Source organism: Alicyclobacillus fastidiosus (genome assembly GCF_026651875.1).
Taxonomy (GTDB): Bacteria; Bacillota; Bacilli; order Alicyclobacillales; family Alicyclobacillaceae; genus Alicyclobacillus; species Alicyclobacillus fastidiosus.
On sequence record NZ_CP104067.1, the window covers coordinates 3,313,979 to 3,330,546 of the forward strand.

Sequence of the window (16,568 nt, forward strand, 5' to 3'; positions counted from 1 at the left end):
ATTTCAACCTCTGCATAGCGTTGTATTTTTGAAGCAAACGTGCCCTAGCAGTCAGCTTTTATAGGTAAAGGTCCGTTCATACGGACCTTTACCGAGTTGGTACAAAGCTAAATGCGGGAAATCAGCACTTCAGCCAATTCAATTCCGAGACGACACGGACAAATGCATCGATGTCGTCTGGATGAATGTCACCAATCGTACCGATTCGGAATGTCGCCTGCTCCGTTAATTTCCCTGGATAAATAACATATCCCCGACTCTTAAGTGATTCGTAAAATTTATCAAATGAAAAATCACCGCTCGGATAGTGAAAAGAGGTAATAATAGGTGACTGTTGTGCTGCGGGGAGCAACGCACTGAATCCCGCCGCAGTCATCCCTTTCACAAGTCGTTTTTGATTCTCCATATAACGCGATTCTCGAGCAGGAATGCCCCCCTCAGCCTGAAGTTCCAACAAAGCCTGATGAAAAGCATGCACCACGTGAGTCGGAGATGTAAATCTCCACTTTCCATCATGATCTTCCATGACTCGCCATTGGTCGTATAGATCGAGGGAGTGTGATCTCGCGCGTCCCTTGCATTGATCGAGTGCATCCTTGTTGGCAATGACGAATCCAAAGCCAGGTACACCCTGGATACACTTGTTCGCGGAACTAATCAGATAATCGATGTTCAACCCTTCGATGGAGATTTGCATGCCACCGAAACTGCTCATCGCATCCACGATTGCGTACCTTTCACGCTGTTTAATGACCTGGATTATCTCCTGCAGCGGATTGACCATCCCTGTCGTCGTTTCGCAGTGGACAAATGCCACGTGTGTAATCGACGGATCTGCATCAAGCCGTGCTGCCACAAGCTGTGGGTCGACCGGATTTAATTCGCCAAACCGACAGATATCATATGGGATTTGTGCCGTCTCTGCAATCGTCGCCATCCGTTGCCCGTAAGCCCCATTTTCCAAGATAAGCAGTTTACCCTGTTTATCTAAAACCGTCGTCAAGACGGCCTCCACTACATATGTTCCGCTTCCTTGCAAGAGGACCGCTGTGTAGTTGTCTGGTGTACACTTACCGAGTTGAATGAGGCGTGATCGAATATCTTGCGTGATTTCCTTATAGTCATCGTCCCAGGTGCACCAGTCACGCAACATCGCCCTCCGTACCCCTTCCGTCGTCGAGAGCGGCCCTGGTGTCATGAGAAGGTACGCATTTTGATACGCTACGTCATTCATATTGCTGCATTCGCTCCTTCGAAATCCGTTCTAGTGCACGCTGAATACTGGTGCGGAGTCTTCCCATCGCATCGTCAAGCTCTGCGTCTGAAATGACGAGAGGGGGTGACAAGGTCAGCGTCGAGCCACTTGACACCTTAAAATTCAAACCTCGATGAAACGCCTCGTACATGGTGTGTTCGGCGAGCGTTGCCCCGTGCACCAGAGACGTGTCTGCCAACTGGGCACCACAGAGTGCACCAATTTGACGAATCTCTGCAAATACGTGGGTGGATTGCTGCAAGTCCTGCAAGTGCATGGTCATTCGCATGCCAATTTGATTCGCACGTTGGCACAGATCTTCCCGTTCTATCGTATCGATCACGGCGAGCGCAGCAGCAGCTCCAACGGGCGTTTTTTCGTGTGTGTAATGACCGATGGAATACGACTTGGCGTCGTCCAACTCGCGCTTGGCAAGGAGTGCGGCAATTGGAAAGACGCCCCCACCAAGACCTTTGCCGAGAACGACCATATCGGGATCGAGATCGTAGTGTTGATAGGCAAACATATGGCCGGTACGGCCCAGGCAGGTGGCAGTCTCGTCTACAATCAACAGGACCCCGTGACGCTTACAAATCGCCTGCACTCGCTCATAGTAAGCTTTCGGCGGAACCTGAACATCCGTATTGCGAACGGGCTCCATGATGACAGCCGCCACGTCGCGGGTGGCCTCCAGAACATAGTCGAGATAGTCTGCACATCTCAAATCACAGGCGCTTCCACAGCGCCACGGACAACTGGACGTGGCGCAAGGAGGGATATGCGTTGTTTCGGGGCCCAGTGTCCCCAACCCGGATCGAAATTGCGCCTGTCCGCCGACAGATAGCGCACCGAGCGACGCGCCATGAAACGAGTGCCACAGCGACACCATTCTCTGTTTTCCCGTAACAATCCGTGCAAGTTTGATAGCCGTGTCCACTGCGAGTGTCGCGGCTGGCGCGAACAATACTTTGTTCAACCGATTACTTGTCAAGGCAACTAAACGCTCGGCGAGTTGAACAGTCAGCTCGTTCGTATAACGTCGCGGCGAGAATGGGAGGGTCTGTAATGTCTCTGTGACAGCACGCACGACAGCGGGATGGCCAAACCCAAGTTGATGGACATTATTCCCGTGAAAATCATAGAGCGTTTTCCCATCCAGTGTGCTCAGCATGGGGCCACCGGAATGAGTAACAACATCGACGCAAGGACTCGACAAAGATTGGTTCAAAAATACTTCCTGATCGCGCGTAAGCAAAGCGCAAGCCTCGTCACTGAGTCCTTTGCGCCAGGTACTGCGCAACTCCGAATCGTTGACATCTCCTTCACGCCTGCGCCAGTTCTCGTTGTCCCTCACCTGGACGACCTCCTATATCCAAGGCTTGTTCAATCGATAGAATGGCGTCTGGAAGGTCGACAATTCGATCAATCACAAGATCCGCACCGCGATGCACCATTTGCTGCCGCACGTGTTTCTTGCGAAGGATCAAATCACTCTGCGGCATAGTCATCACGTCCGATTGGGACAGGCCGAGTAAATTGCTCCCTTCGATCACACCTACCGTCCACATCCCTGCATTACGCCCTTCGTCGATGTCAACGAGTGTATCCCCAACCTTGACCAGTCGATCCATGGGGTAGATTCCAAGGCGTTTTGCATTTTCATAGCACATCCATGGGGCTGGACGACCAGTAGGAACTTCGGATGGAGTGACAACCGCCTGTGGACGATAGCCTGCCTCCATCGCAATTGGAAGAATCACGTCCATCATAGGTCGCGTATAGCCAGTTGTACTCCCGACTTGAATGCCCGCCGATGTCAACTTATCGACCATATCGACCACACCGTCGATAGGCGCCGCGAAATCTCGCAAACGACTTAACAGACCAGTTTCAAGGTGCTCGTGAATTTTATCGATGTCACTCTCGGTTGACGAACGCCCATGAGCCGTGCGAAACGCTTCTTCGACAGATTGGAGCGACAGAAGTTTCCGGATGTGATCCCGCTTAGCTAAGCCCATATCCCGCCGAGCTGCATCCAGTGAGACATCGACACCAAAGGCTTGAAACGCTTCAACAAGTCCGTAAATTGGCGCAAAGCAGCCGAAATCCACGACAGTGCCTGCCCAGTCAAAAATCACGGCTCTTATGGTCTTTGTTTTCTGATTTTCCATCATTAAAATTTCTCCCCCATCAATTTCTCGTAGTTGTATGAAGATTTTTGCGTTCTTTCGACACCCCCAACTCGGCGCACTCGTCGTTTGAAGGAGAGGATCCGAAAATTTCCTGTGGTTACTGTGAGAACAATCGTGAGGACACTTAACATCACCACAGACAAAGCTGCTCCTTGCGCATAATAACCTCGTTGGACATACTGCACGATTTGAATTGGGGCGGTGGCAAATCCAGGCGGATACACCATCATCGTTGCACCAAGTTCACCGGCCGAAAGTGCAAACGCCAAACCGAATGCGCTTTTCAAGGCTGGTGCGAGTAGAGGCAATGTTACCCGCACAAACGCCCTCATCGGTGATGCGCCCAATCCACGCGCTGCCTCCGAATAACTTTTCGGAAGCTTGGTCAAAGCGGCCACAATCGTCCTGTACGAAGCCGGCAACACGAGCGTCGTTTGTGCCAAGATGACAATGACTGGCGAATTACTAAGGTTGATTTCACCACTGTCATAGGCCAGGAGTAGACCTAGACCGACGACGACACTCGGGACGGTTTGTGGCAGGGTAAGGATGGTATCGTACACCCCCGCTTCAATCCCACGTCGGTTTGTGACCAACCACGCGCCGAGCAAACCAATTACTGCGGAGATGACGGATACAAGAGTAGAGATAATCAGCGTTGTCCCAATCGAACCCCAATCATCCCACTGCAGGCTCGTAAACCAATGGAGCGTGAAAGACGTCGGAAAGACGGTGCCGACCCAGTTCTGAGCGAAGCTGGACAGAAAGACAACGGCGACGGGCAGGAAAAAAACCAGACCGACAAGAACTGCCGTCGCACTCCCAAAAATCCCAGTCGAACGCCCCTTCGCCATCAGTGGTGCAAAATCAAGTGACAATCGTTGAAGCTTCTCGGAAAATCGCCTCTCCACGCGACTGTACAGGATGCGATAGAAGAGATAGATTGCCAGCACGAATACAAGCATGAGGAGCGCTTCCTGAGATGCGCCTGGAAGGTCCAAATTGATCATGGCCCGGTTGTAAATCGACACGGGTATCGTGGGTGTGCGTTGGGATCCCAAAATCAGTAGAATGCCAAATTCATTTAGAATGAACAGAAAGCAGAGGACAGCCCCCGCCGTGATGCCTGGCAGAGACAGCGGGAGCAATACCCGCCAAATCTGTCGCAGACGCCCCGCACCCAAGCTTGACGCGGCCTCAAACAAGGACCCGTCCAACAGTTCAATCGCTGATAGGACCGGGCGGATCATAAAGGGCAAGTAATAGGTGACTTCCGCCAACACAATGCCAGTCTGGCTGTAAAGAAAATCGAAGGGCGGTTGCTGCAGGTGAAACAACTGCTGGATGCCGACTGTAGCTGCCCCGCGGGATCCATATAAGTAAATCAAGGAGAACGCCACCAGGAACGATGGAAACGCGACAATCAGTTCCATCGCTCTGAGCCAGAACTGCCTTCCTGGGATGGCAAACATGCGAAACGCGATGGCGATCATCGTTCCAGCCATTGCTGTGATGAACACACTGACCAGGGCGAGGTGGAGAGATGTGCCCACACTCGCGAGAAAATTTCGTTCCGTCCATATCTGAATGAATCCAGAAATCCACCTGCCACCTGAAGATCTACCCATTCGAATCAAGGTCCAGAGCGGGAATACAAACAGGACCGCCATGATGAGTATAAATACAATTCCGGGAACAGGATGACGCCATTTATTTGCACGATACATGCATACAATCCTCCGGACGAAACGAAATCGAAACGGTTTTTCCTACATAGGGTTCTTCTCGTAACCGCGTGGACGAGACGGTCATTTCGCAACCATGGCCAGGCAGTTCGACGACAACGCGATGGGTATTGCCTGACCACTCAACCGCTTTGACTGTCCCAGGCAAAGTGATGTCGAATTCGTCTGACAGAACGACACGTTCGGGCCTGATGTACCATCGGCTATGCTGTGACGGGCTGCTTTGACCATGGCCGAGTCGCTCTGCAACTTCCTTCGGTATCTCGTTTAGTTCCCCAAGAAATCGTGCGATAAACTCGTTCTGAGGACGGTCGTACAGTTCGCGTGGGCTCCCCAACTGTTCGATCACGCCATCTCGCATCACGGCAATTCTGTCGGAGAACGTCATCGCCTCGTCCCGGTCGTGGGTGACGTAAATCATCGTCATTTCAGGAAACCGCCGGCGCATTTCTTGCAATTCATGGCGCAACTCCACACGGAGATTGGCATCCAGCGCACTAAGCGGTTCGTCAAGCAGTAATACTTTCGGTTCCAGTACCAGACAGCGGGCGAGTGCAACCCGTTGCTGCATGCCACCGCTCAGCTCGGATGGATACTTGGTACGCGCACCCTCCAAGCGAACCATACTGAGTACGCTGTCCGTCTTTGCTTTTGCGACATCCTTTGGGACACGTCGCTCGCGAAGTCCGAAGTGAACATTTTGTTCCACCGTGAGATGCGGAAACAAAGCGTACTGTTGGTGGAGAAACCCGATATCCCTGCGATGGGACGGCACATTCGTGATATCTCGCGCAGCTAGATGGATGCGCCCATGCGACGGAGCAACAAATCCAGCAATGGCTCGCAACAGAGTCGTTTTCCCACAGCCACTGTTGCCGAGCAGCGTGATCGCCTCGCCGCGATTCACATGCAGGCTAACCTCTTTCAAAACGAGATTCGTCCGATAGGAAACCGAGATTCTGTCAACGACAACCCCGCCGACTTCTTGCGCGAAATTATTCGTTTCCTGTAACGCTCCCCTGCTTGCCATATGCATTTAATACCTCCGATTGCCACATGGACTGCCATTGCGTCTGATTTTTGAGTACATTGGTCCAATCGATAGGAAGAACCTGCACCCCGTTTAACATACTTTCAATTTCTTTGGCGTTTGCCGTTGTCGCAGGGATGTCGGTCCGCGCCGGCAATCCGAAAATCGAGTAGGTCTCTTCCTGGGCAGATTTGGACAGCAGATAATTGATCAGCGCTTCACCCCCTGCAGTGTTTGGCGCATTCTTGACCAGTCCAATGACGTATGGGTCTTCAAAAGTCACAGGCTTTTGTCCAGCAGACGGTTCTAAAAACAACGGCTGTAAGGACATCCCCCCCTGTACCTTGTCGGCCATGTCCATCTGCAGGTCTCCATTCGCTACCTTGATTTCACCGCGGTTCAGTAGAACGTCGAGATAACCCGTCCCTTGCGTGTGAAATTTGACACTTGGCTCAAGAGACTTGAGATAACTCATCGCTTTCTGCGTCCCCCACAGTTGTTGAGCCATAATGAGTACGGCCATGCCGTCACCGGCAGACTGTGGATTGGAGTACGCAATTTCATTCTTGTACTGAGCACTGAGCAGGTCATTGAAAGTCTTGGGTGGATTTGGGGTAAGTTGCGGATTAAAAGCAAAATTCACGTAGTTGTCGATAAAGGTTTCCCAGTACCCGTTCGTGTCCTTGCGCGAAGAAGGGATGTCGTTCCAAGCAGTGGACTTATAGGATTGCAACAATCCTTCCTGCTGTGCCTGTTGGACAAATGGAGGCATGGTGACAACGACATCCGCCTTGGGGCTGTTTTTCTCGATATCCAGTCGGTTAACTACGGCACCACTTCCGTCGTCAACCATCACTACTTTTGCTCCGTACTCCTTTTCAAACTGAGGAAGTACGGTCTTGTAGTAATCCTCTAGTCCATCTGAGGTATACAAAGTAATGGTTCCAAGATGCTTATTTGAGGTTGAACTGCCCGCGTCCTTCGCGTCGCCGATTGATGCATTTCCTGATTCTGTATGGTTCGAGGTACCACACCCTGCTACAACACCTGTCAAGGCTAATACAGCCAATGGTGCAATCCACTTTCTACGCTTGTCCATAGGGCTACGTTCCCTCCTGATCTAATTACTCATTTCCACACAATTTAACTCGTTTTGACACAGAATATCCTAATCCACGCTTGTTAAAAGCCCGTATAGAAGCGGTAAACGGTCCGTTAAAGTTGCATTAATGTGTAATGCTCGCCCGATTCCCGAGCGAAAATGTGCTAATTTGTGTATAAGAGAAAATTGACGTGGAGGACGCCATGTTAAAAGCACAACGGTTCGCATTGATTGAACAGCTTCTCAAGGAACAAGGTGGATCCCTCTCGACAGCGGAAGTAATCGAACGACTCGGGGTGTCTCGTGAAACGGCCCGTAGGGACATCCAAGAAATGCAGCAGCTGGGGTTGTTGACGAAAGTTCGAGGGGGTGTTGTTCTGAACCAAGTCGGAAACGAGCCTTCGTATACAACGCGCACCGTAGCACATATGCAGCAAAAGCGTGACATTGCTGAGTTAGCCGTGCAGTTCGTCGAAGATGGCGATACCGTATTTGTGGACTCAGGAACAACATTGATGCAATTTGCATTAGCCCTCACAAAAAAGCAGAGATTGACCGTACTCACAAACAGTCTTCCGATTGCGACACTCTTGTGTGAGCACCACGTTCAAGTCTACGTCACCGGAGGGCGATTGCGGGAAGGGGACTTCGCGTTGACCGGCTCTATAGCCGAATCGGTGGCGGACTCCCTCTATGTCGACAAAGCATTCATTGGTGCAGGCGGGGTTACAGTGGAACACGGCGTCACCGATTTCCACATGGAGGAGGTTTCATTGAGAAAGACGGTGATGGCGAAAGCAGCGCATCAATACTTGCTTGCGGACAGCAGTAAATATGGTGCGAACGCGTTTGTCAAATTGACCGACTTAGCGGTATTTGACGCGTGGGTGACGGATGATGGGTTACCATCCGATGAGGAGATACGCCTTAAAGAAGCCGGCATTCAAGTGTTTGTGTCCCCTCGAACCACGCAAAGACATTGACTCTCATAACCAACTTCGGCGTATGCCTGAAAAAGCAAAGGGCTTTCTCTAAGCCCTTTGCTTTAACCAATCCCCCAAATCAAATACCTAAAACAACTTCCCCGAGATTAGTGGCAGGGGGAAAATACCCCCTCAATTGACTCAGCCACCACTCACTCTCACTCTAGCTGCGAAATTCACATCAGCTTTCTTCACCTTTAGCGATCAGACTAACGGCCCTGGCGATTGCCTCTCTCGTCTCTCTTGGAATTTTCACGGCATCTGGGTCGTGCGACGGCCCGAAAGGATGTGTTGGCGTCCAGCAGGTGTGAAGGAAATTTCCTCATAAACGCGCGTTAACTGTTTCTCGAGGACAGTTGTAAAAAGCGTTTCTTTGTTCTCAAAATAAATGTAGATCAGATACGCTTTCATGTGTTGAAGGCAAATGCGAATGACAATTGGAGCTATTACAACAATGAAATCATGGTCAATGTTGAAGCTCCTATTCATCTATCCATGCTGTTCGCCCCATTTTTTGCAAAAAAAGAAGGTGCGGCCATTGTGAATGTGACGTCTGGGTTGGCTTTCACACCTCTAGCGATTGCCCCCGTTTATTCGGCAACCAAATCGGCGCTACACTCATTTACGATGAGTCTCATTCTTGATGAGCAAAAGGTGTTACCAATGGTAGCACCTTTTTAGGCAACTATGTTGTTCACTTTATTTCGCTTAACCCTGTGATTAAGCTAGTGAAATAACATATTCTAAGGCAATTCGTACTCAGAAGTAATAGCAAACAAGTGGTGCGGGTACCTATAATCCTTGTTACGATAACGGCGTCTGTCTGCACGAGCTGCCTGATGATCTTTGCGCGCTTGGCGGACGGCTTTCTGAGTGACGGAAAGTCCGTCGATTTCTCATTTTATCGCCATCACCTGCCCTCGAGTCATGGCAACTAATTGGTCAGGCGTCAATTCGAAAACCGCTTGAGGATGTCCTGCCGCAGCCCAGATTGTTTTGAACTGAAAGAGGTCCTCGTCAATGATGGTCGTAATCACCTCTACGTGACCTAATGGCGGAACTCCCCCTATCACAAAGCCTGTTCGTGCACGTACAAAGTCGGCGTCCGCTTTTCCTAGTTTATCGTTTAATTGATTGGACAATTGCTTCTCGTTGACTCGATTCACACCGCTGGCAACAACTAATAACGGACTACCTGAGTGATTCAAACGAAAAATGATGGACTTTGCAATTTGTGCAACTTCACAACCAATAGCATCTGCAGCTTCTTTTGCCGTCCGCGTGCTGTCCGGTAATTCCACTACTTCGTTGGTGTATCCTAAATCCGATAGCCTGCTTTGTACTCGTTGAGCGCTTTCTTTTAGCTCTTTCGTCAAAGTGGATCCCTCCTAAAAGTCCACATCAGTACATGACGTCCTGAGTGGTCGCGTCCACATGCGTTTGATTCACGTGTCAATGCGAGATCATCGAGAGATGGCACTTAAGGTGGCTTCACACGCGCGCACCAGGTCCATCCCATTTAAGAAAATTTGTAAGCCTCGTCTGCCAGCACTGATGCTGACAGGATCCAGGTCTTGGACGGAGTAGTCGATGTAAAGCGGATACTTTTTTCTTACTCCAAGTGGTGAAACCCCGCCTCGGATATAGCCTGTCAACGTTTGAAGTTCCTTGACCGGAACCATCTCCACCTTCTTATTTCCACTGACGGTCGCCGTAGATTTCAAATCTAACTCCTGATTCCCAGGGACACACGCCATAAAAACACCTGTCTTATCTCCTCGAAGTACAAGTGTCTTAAAAATTTGTGAAGGAGCGATCCCGACTTTTTCTGCGACCGTACCCGCATCAAGCGCCTGTTCGTCCCAATCATATTCGTGCAGCTGATATGGAATTCTCAGATTGTCTAGAATACGACATGCTATCGTTTTAGTGGCCACTTATCTTCACCTAACTATTGTGTAGTACGATCCAGTTGATCGAATATCCGTGGATAAATTGTAAATCCATCTGCCACGGAAGAAAACGAATTTTCATTACTCGCCGTGGAGTTCACGGCTTTCGTACGTGAGGCGGAGCAAACAAGGTATTGTGCGCGTTACATCAAACGATACACTGTACCGCATATAGAACGGTCCACTTGATCAGCACTGCCCGTGAAATTTAACAGAAATACCTGATCGCCGTGTTCCCTCAGCGCGTCCGCGACGATACCTTCGCCAACTGGCGAACAGAAAATGATGTGTACGTCATCATCCAACGGGATCCTTACACAATAAGAAGCGATGTCTGCTTGAATCCAACACTCCGTCGGACGCCGTCCCAACATACTCGCCCATGTCTCAACGACGGTAGACACGTCGTGTGTCGCAATGGCGATGTTACGTAGACGAAGGCTGACGTCAGGGGACACCACTGAACGAGTTTGTTCAGGCACGACGGATAGTGCATGAACCCCGCTCGGCACGCGCTCCATGAAAATTGGTAGCGGGATATCTGACCGTGACCTGAGTTTCGGAATCAGCACGACCGATTCGACGACATCTCCCGTTGGCAATTGCAGTCGTTGACGTATTGGACCTTCGACGATATATTCTTCATTCCTTAGTAACTGCGCACATGAGTGTATATCATCTACACCCAGCGCGATCCACGTGCGTGGTCTGTAGGAGTCATCTCCTCGTGAGTCGAAATGCGGTATACAGCAATTCGATAAGACCGTGAACGGCGTGCAGTACTCAACGTAAGTGTTCTTGCACTGATGTAATACAGTCGCCGCACGTCGATCGTCAACATGGACGACGGTTTGGAGATCAAGCGAATCGAGTGTGCGCGAAACCTGTTGAAGGTCATCTACGACTTGGATAATGTGATCTACCGCCAGTTTCATATTCGCCCTCCTTCTCCTGCTCGACATCGACGCGAACGTCATGAAGGCCGGTTTCTTTTCCGGAATACAATCACCAATTCGTTTTGTGAGCTTCTGGTTACATTCAGAACCTTAATTTCGTCCTTTTGAATTTGGCATTTGATTTTCTCCATTTGCAGAAGCATTTCCGACATATGCTCCTTTGATAATATAACCATCCTGAATCCGTGACGTCTGTAGAGACTGGTCAAGGTAGTTTTGAACATGACTCCAAGCGTCGGCGAGCAGTCAACAGAGTGGTTCATTTTTGCATGTGAAGAGAGGAGTCTGTGAATTTGTCCGCAGGTGAATAACCCCTTCGTTTCAGGGATGCATTCACATGTGGATACATCGGACGCTCTTTCCCTTCGTATAGTCGCCTAAACACGGGCAACCACCGGTTACCTCGTCCGAATCGTAGCCGTGTCTGCCTCGCGTGTCTCGTCATTTTCGCCGCAAGCGTGATGAGATTCTGGATCACGGTGCGTATGCGTCGCCTCTCTGCTTTCTTCCGAATCGGTGCATCCTGCTCTCTCAGGCTCTCCTGTCCGATGATGCGCAACAGGTTATATGCCAGTACACCAAAATGCAAGACAAGGTCGTTCGTTGCAAACTTCCCCGAGGGCAACCGTTCCAAATCTAAATCTGTCTTGATCTCGCTATGAAATTGCTCCATCGTTCCATGTGCATGATACAGGTCGATGATCACCTCTGGAGCCTCTGGCAAGCTCGTGACGTAGACGTTTACCTCAATGCTCGGGATGAGTAATGCTTGACCGTCGCTCTGGATCGTGCGTTCAATCACTTCAAACACCATCCGGACCGGTTTTTCTAGTCCCTTCATTGGAGACAGGATGGACCCTCTGTACACCTTCTTCCCTGCACGGGGCTCTGTGTAGGTACCGTGTTGCTCAGCCGTCAGCAACCACGCATTCGGGTTCTCCTTACGTAGGTTCTTCTTCACGATAAAGTCGGCCGAGGTTTCGTCGGCCCTGCATACGACTAAGTTTTCTACGCTGTCATTTCCCGCATCTAAGCGTACGAGTAGGCGCTTGTCCGAAATTCGTTGAGCATAGCGGATACTCTGAGCCAGAAACGCGGCGGTCCCCTTTTGACAATGTGTACTTCCCGTTCGGAACTCTACGTGAACGGCGTATCCTTCCTGTCCTAAGTAAGCGAAAATCGGCGCGTATCCGTCGCACCCTTTATAGGTACGAGACACGCCCTCCTTCTTGGTTCCTGAGTTGTCAAATGGGGATACATCAATGTCAAGCGGTAGATATTCACGATGCCCATCCCCCAGTACAATGGGTGCAAGGTACACGCCCACCTTGCTCAATAGGTCAGCTGATTCTTCGAGGATAACCGATTGCCAGTCACATTTTTCTTCGGGTGCTACGAGATCCAGGCGTTGGCGTAGTGTTGGACTCGACGGTACATTGGAAATGGTCAGCGCTTCAGGGAAGAACTCGTCCTGACGCAACGGCTCAATGTGGTCAAAGTCGCTCTTCCCCTGACACAAGAGGCCCAGGTAGGCGTAGGCAACATCTTGATTCGAAATTTCCGTATACGCGCGCCCTGGGACAGGGAGGGCATTGAGACGTGCGGATAGTTGAGTCTTGCCAAGGAGCAGTCCAACCAGAGCAAGTCCAGAATGGGATGTCAATATTTCATCTGACTCTTCGATCACAAAACCCATGAAGGCACCACCAAGTAGGTGAGGTAGATTCGTCCATCTGATAGCGCCATTTTACTTGATTTCACGCGATTTTTGTCGTCCTCTTGAAAATCCACGTCACGGATTCAGGTAACCATTTCAAACTCACCAGAAATTTCCAAGTGCGCTCACCTCATTTGTGTGATCCTCAAGAGCTGAACGGTTATAACACAAAAGGCGACGGAACGATGTCCGTCGCCTCTTCATGTAAAGTCGGCCACTTTAAATTTTTATTCCGATTTTCCCAGTCGATATTATAAGTTTATTTTGCACGAATCATTTTGTCAACACGAACACATGCCTTTCCTCCTTCGCGGCGCTCATTCCATTTGCGGAAAAAGAACGCGGAGCGCAAACGGTGGCGCTTACGTCCGTTCACGGGTAAATTTTTTGTGCAGATAGCGGGCAAACATGGATTCGTTAGGCGGCTGAACATCATACCTTGCGGAGAAAATTAGCCGTTCAGGGGTGATATCATGCTTCGGTTTGGAATTCTCACCACAGCGCTCCCTGCAAAGGATTCAAAAAAGTCGAGGAACGGAAACTATGTGCCAAACAAGACCTGGAGATTATTTCATATAGCTGGATATCAGCGCCAAATGAAAGTGCTATTTTTTAGGGCGGAGGACATAGACTTTCAAAAAAGGCGCGTACACGCATGGACGTCTACCTCGAAGGACGGTTTGTCGGGTTGGACAAGAAACTATCACCCTCTCCCGGATGTAATATATGAGAACTACTACTTAAATTTGGTTGGCTCCGACCCTCGCATCTTAAAAGTCAGACGCGAATTCATCCGCAGAGGAATTCCTGTATTTAACCCTACCCTATTTAATAAGGCGGCACTTCATCGCATTTTGAGCGCAAGCGACTCGACAAGGGGATACATTCCCCCATCTAGTCCAGTGAGGAAAGCATCCGACGTACTCGCGTTTCTCAAAACGTTCCAGCCCATTTACCTTAAACCAGTAACCGGAAGCGGTGGAGCAGGGATACTCCAGGTCGAGCTCCTGGGATCCGGTCAGATCAGAGTTCGTTCCGAAAGGTTTACGAACAATCAGAGGTTTACCAAATATTTTACGTCAGGTCAATTTCAGCATTTTATGGCGCGCCAATTATCTAAGCGGAGATACCTAGCGCAAAAGGGACTGAAACTCATTCACAAGGGCGATCAAAAAATCGATTTTAGGGTTGTGGTTCATCGCGACAGTACGGGTATGTGGAAGTCTGTGGGGATCCGGCCGAAGTTGGGTAAAACGGGATCGATCATCACCAACAGTCATGCTGGAGGCCAAAAAACCACGTGGAGTAGATTGTTCCGATGGAGTCAACAAGAACGAGTTCATTTGCCTGACAGGAGTGCTTTAGAAAAGGCGTCAATCGCCGTAGCTGAACGGTTAACCGCGTTTCGTCCACATCTGAGTCATTTGGGCATCGACGTGGCCGCATGCGAAGATGGGAGAATTTACGTATTGGACGTTAACCCCCGCCCGGGAAGAGATTTGTTAACGCCCGAAATGTTGGTACTTGTGACGCAGTATACAGTAGGTTTCGCAAGTTACCTAACGAAACAGCAAAGGCGATCGAGCTCACATGACTTTATAACACCCTTCCAATATTGAGATTTCGAGGAATGTATCACCAGATGTGTGGCGTGTGAGGAAATCTGTTTTCTCTCTGTGCGTTGACCAGGACTGACAAGTGTAACGTCAACGCCAGGCCGCTCCACAAGTTCTCGGAACAAGTTTGCAAGGTATATCTGCACACTCCCGCCGTGTCGAGGGGGAATGGGGAGCCCCTCAGGAGAAACCACAAGGACACGCATGTTCAAGATCGCCTCTTTATGATGAGAAACTGTAATATGGAAGCATCGTATTTCGCTGTATTGTTTCAAATTATGCTCGTCGTTCGCGGATGGCACGGCACGGACCAAAATAGCCGCGCTTCCTATCAAGGACTTGGTCCGAATCGTTTCTCTGGCAAGTGAAACCTAAATTTACAGAGGTTGAGCCGTATCTATTGGCACTCCGCACTCCAGCCGCTAAACGGCCTAAATTCCATAGCGAAAGAGGCGACGGAACCATGCCAGTCACCTCTCTAGGTATAGCGCACCACGCTGATATTTACATTTCATGCGTTGCTAGAGTAGCAAATAGAGGATAACTACTTGACGACCAGGTGATACTCCTATGTCACAGGGAAGCCACCTTGACGCGAAGCGACTGAATGACCTGTTGTACCATGGCGTCAAATCGCGTTCTCACGTCGTCGCCTAAGCTTACGCTCCCATCGGAATTTGTGCTCACCTGTGTATCTAAGCCGTACACTCCATTTAAAATCGTCTGGGCACCAACAGCACTCAACACGGGTTTAAGCGCGTACTCGATAACCAATAAGTGTGCGAGACTCCCGCCCAACGCAATGGGTACGACGGCTTTCCCAGATAAAACCGACTGAGGAAGTAAATCGATGTAACTCTTTAACAGCCCAGTATACGACGCCTTATACACGGGTGTGGCGACAATCACCACATCGGCTTCCTCAATCAACTCTACCGTGCGTTTGATTGTCGAACTATCGAATTTCGCATACACCAAATCCTCTGGAGGCAAATCACGAATGGATATCGTATCCGTAGATACCCCATTTTGATCCAGCTTATCTGCCACATAATCCAGAACCTTCGATGTTTTTGACACCTTCGACGGACTACCCGAAATCAACAATACCTGTGCCAAAAAGACCCCTCCTCTTGATACTCCGCTTCATGTACCATCCAGACTTATCCGGTATAGCTGTCTCGCCAACGCAACCAGCGGCGTTCTAACAGACGGACGATGGAATCCGATAGTTTTCCAACGACTGCAAATATAATAATCCCCACAAATACGATGTCGGTTTCGGAGAACTGTTGGGCATTTAAAATGAGATACCCGACACCGGAACTGGAACCGAGCATCTCAGCGACAACCAGTCCTAACCAAGACACACCCAGTGCTAAACGCAATCCTAACAAGATGTTCGGCAAAGCAGCCGGCAGCACAAGTTTTGTTAATTGCTTCATCCGACTGAACTCTAATATGCGAGCGACATCAAATAGTTTGCTATCGACATTTCTGATGCCCATAAAGGTGTTAATGTACATCGGAAAAAACGCGCCCGTCGCGATGAGAATGTCCTTCGACCACTCGCCGAGACCGAGCCATAATATGAACAGCGGCGTAATCGCCAAATGTGGAACGGTGCGCAGCATTTGTACGGATGGGTCTACCACCTCTTCAAATCGCCTGTACAGCCCAGCGAACAAGCCCGTGATCAGGCCGATACTGGCCCCCAGTAGAAACCCTAGAATCATGCGCAATAAACTAATTCCTACGTCGTTTACTAGTTCGCCAGTGCGGGTTAGACGAACAAAGGCCTCCACAATTTGTACCGGAGAAGGCAGGATTTCCGGAGTTACCCAGTTTAAACCGCAAATCACTTGCCATATGACGACGATCCCGACAGGCAAGTAAGCCCCTATCAACGGAATATTCCTTCTCTTCGAGCTGCCCCTTGGTCCCCGCTTGGTTACAACGGACTCTATGACGGCGGAAGGTTCACCGCGTTTCGTTTCGATGTGATTGGCCATCTGAGATT

General features: G+C 49.9%; 14 protein-coding genes and 2 pseudogenes. 4 read left to right on the forward strand and 12 right to left on the reverse strand.

What is annotated here, in order from left to right; translation table 11 throughout:
- Positions 1-121: 121 nt before the first annotated feature.
- From phnW to NZD89_RS16430, 6 genes are read right to left on the reverse strand one after another with little or no spacing between them, the layout of a single operon-like run.
- Positions 122-1,234: a 2-aminoethylphosphonate--pyruvate transaminase gene (phnW, locus tag NZD89_RS16405; RefSeq protein WP_268003876.1), complete on the reverse strand. Its 1,113-nt coding sequence runs from the start codon at positions 1,232-1,234 to the stop codon at positions 122-124.
- On the reverse strand, positions 1,227-2,609 hold the full coding sequence (pbfA, locus tag NZD89_RS16410) for a (R)-1-hydroxy-2-aminoethylphosphonate ammonia-lyase (protein WP_268003877.1): 1,383 nt from the start codon (positions 2,607-2,609) through the stop codon (positions 1,227-1,229). Before pbfA ends, phnW begins: the two co-directional genes overlap by 8 nt.
- A complete protein-coding gene (gene phnX / locus NZD89_RS16415; RefSeq protein ID WP_268003878.1) occupies positions 2,578-3,429 on the reverse strand; it encodes a phosphonoacetaldehyde hydrolase in 852 nt (283 codons plus the stop codon). Before phnX ends, pbfA begins: the two co-directional genes overlap by 32 nt.
- Positions 3,429-5,174, reverse strand: coding sequence for a 2-aminoethylphosphonate ABC transporter permease subunit (locus NZD89_RS16420; protein ID WP_268003879.1), 1,746 nt, complete (start codon positions 5,172-5,174; stop codon positions 3,429-3,431). The genes phnX and NZD89_RS16420 overlap by 1 nt, the downstream gene beginning before the upstream one ends.
- Positions 5,158-6,228: an ABC transporter ATP-binding protein gene (locus NZD89_RS16425; RefSeq protein WP_268003880.1), complete on the reverse strand. Its 1,071-nt coding sequence runs from the start codon at positions 6,226-6,228 to the stop codon at positions 5,158-5,160. Before NZD89_RS16425 ends, NZD89_RS16420 begins: the two co-directional genes overlap by 17 nt.
- On the reverse strand, positions 6,188-7,321 hold the full coding sequence (locus NZD89_RS16430) for a 2-aminoethylphosphonate ABC transporter substrate-binding protein (protein WP_268003881.1): 1,134 nt from the start codon (positions 7,319-7,321) through the stop codon (positions 6,188-6,190). The genes NZD89_RS16425 and NZD89_RS16430 overlap by 41 nt, the downstream gene beginning before the upstream one ends.
- Before the next feature lie 206 nt (positions 7,322-7,527).
- On the opposite strand from NZD89_RS16430, the gene NZD89_RS16435 reads away from it, so the two are divergent.
- Together NZD89_RS16435 and NZD89_RS16440 are read left to right on the forward strand one after the other, a co-directional pair.
- A complete protein-coding gene (locus NZD89_RS16435) occupies positions 7,528-8,307 on the forward strand; it encodes a DeoR/GlpR family DNA-binding transcription regulator (protein WP_268003882.1) in 780 nt (259 codons plus the stop codon).
- Positions 8,308-8,703: 396 nt separating this feature from the next.
- A pseudogene (locus tag NZD89_RS16440) lies at positions 8,704-8,943 on the forward strand (SDR family NAD(P)-dependent oxidoreductase); the annotation flags it as partial.
- 260 nt (positions 8,944-9,203) lie between these two features.
- Here NZD89_RS16440 and NZD89_RS16445 read toward each other — a convergent pair.
- The 4 genes and pseudogenes from NZD89_RS16445 to NZD89_RS16460 form a co-directional block, all read right to left on the reverse strand.
- A complete protein-coding gene (locus tag NZD89_RS16445) occupies positions 9,204-9,683 on the reverse strand; it encodes a YbaK/EbsC family protein (RefSeq protein WP_268003883.1) in 480 nt (159 codons plus the stop codon).
- A gap of 87 nt (positions 9,684-9,770) precedes the next feature.
- The gene (gene ybaK, locus NZD89_RS16450; RefSeq protein WP_268003884.1) at positions 9,771-10,244 is read right to left on the reverse strand and encodes a Cys-tRNA(Pro) deacylase; all 474 of its coding nucleotides are present in this window, start codon (positions 10,242-10,244) and stop codon (positions 9,771-9,773) included.
- 158 nt (positions 10,245-10,402) lie between these two features.
- Entirely contained in the window at positions 10,403-11,194 is a 792-nt protein-coding gene (locus NZD89_RS16455; protein WP_268003885.1) for a hypothetical protein, read from the reverse strand.
- 388 nt (positions 11,195-11,582) lie between these two features.
- Positions 11,583-12,911, reverse strand: a pseudogene (locus NZD89_RS16460) (IS1380 family transposase); the annotation flags it as partial.
- Positions 12,912-13,528: 617 nt separating this feature from the next.
- Here NZD89_RS16460 and NZD89_RS29700 point away from each other — a divergent pair.
- Together NZD89_RS29700 and NZD89_RS16465 are read left to right on the forward strand one after the other, a co-directional pair.
- On the forward strand, positions 13,529-14,551 hold the full coding sequence (locus tag NZD89_RS29700; RefSeq protein WP_369125274.1) for a YheC/YheD family endospore coat-associated protein: 1,023 nt from the start codon (positions 13,529-13,531) through the stop codon (positions 14,549-14,551).
- A 239-nt stretch (positions 14,552-14,790) separates the two neighbouring features.
- Complete coding sequence (locus NZD89_RS16465) at positions 14,791-14,916, forward strand: hypothetical protein (RefSeq protein WP_268003886.1); 126 nt, start codon at positions 14,791-14,793, stop codon at positions 14,914-14,916.
- Between the two features lie 205 nt (positions 14,917-15,121).
- On the opposite strand, the gene ssuE is transcribed toward NZD89_RS16465, so the two are convergent.
- Both ssuE and NZD89_RS16475 read right to left on the reverse strand, forming a co-directional pair.
- Complete coding sequence (gene ssuE / locus NZD89_RS16470; protein ID WP_268003887.1) at positions 15,122-15,667, reverse strand: NADPH-dependent FMN reductase; 546 nt, start codon at positions 15,665-15,667, stop codon at positions 15,122-15,124.
- A 44-nt stretch (positions 15,668-15,711) separates the two neighbouring features.
- The gene (locus tag NZD89_RS16475) at positions 15,712-16,560 is read right to left on the reverse strand and encodes an ABC transporter permease (protein ID WP_431308722.1); all 849 of its coding nucleotides are present in this window, start codon (positions 16,558-16,560) and stop codon (positions 15,712-15,714) included.
- Between the last annotated feature and the right edge of the window lie 8 nt (positions 16,561-16,568).

Excerpts from the sequence above, each read along its gene's own strand:
- NZD89_RS16425 (WP_268003880.1), bottom strand. The coding sequence starts at position 6,228 with ATGCATATGGCAAGCAGGGGAGCGTTACAGGAAACGAATAATTTCGCG.
- NZD89_RS16430 (WP_268003881.1), bottom strand. The coding sequence starts at position 7,321 with ATGGACAAGCGTAGAAAGTGGATTGCACCATTGGCTGTATTAGCCTTG.
- NZD89_RS16455 (WP_268003885.1), bottom strand. The coding sequence starts at position 11,194 with ATGAAACTGGCGGTAGATCACATTATCCAAGTCGTAGATGACCTTCAA.
- NZD89_RS16465 (WP_268003886.1), top strand. The coding sequence starts at position 14,791 with ATGGAAGCATCGTATTTCGCTGTATTGTTTCAAATTATGCTCGTCGTT.
- phnX (WP_268003878.1), bottom strand. The coding sequence starts at position 3,429 with ATGATGGAAAATCAGAAAACAAAGACCATAAGAGCCGTGATTTTTGAC.
- NZD89_RS29700 (WP_369125274.1), top strand. The coding sequence starts at position 13,529 with ATGAAAGTGCTATTTTTTAGGGCGGAGGACATAGACTTTCAAAAAAGG.
- phnW (WP_268003876.1), bottom strand. The coding sequence starts at position 1,234 with ATGAATGACGTAGCGTATCAAAATGCGTACCTTCTCATGACACCAGGG.
- NZD89_RS16475 (WP_431308722.1), bottom strand. The coding sequence starts at position 16,560 with ATGGCCAATCACATCGAAACGAAACGCGGTGAACCTTCCGCCGTCATA.
- NZD89_RS16420 (WP_268003879.1), bottom strand. The coding sequence starts at position 5,174 with ATGTATCGTGCAAATAAATGGCGTCATCCTGTTCCCGGAATTGTATTT.
- NZD89_RS16435 (WP_268003882.1), top strand. The coding sequence starts at position 7,528 with ATGTTAAAAGCACAACGGTTCGCATTGATTGAACAGCTTCTCAAGGAA.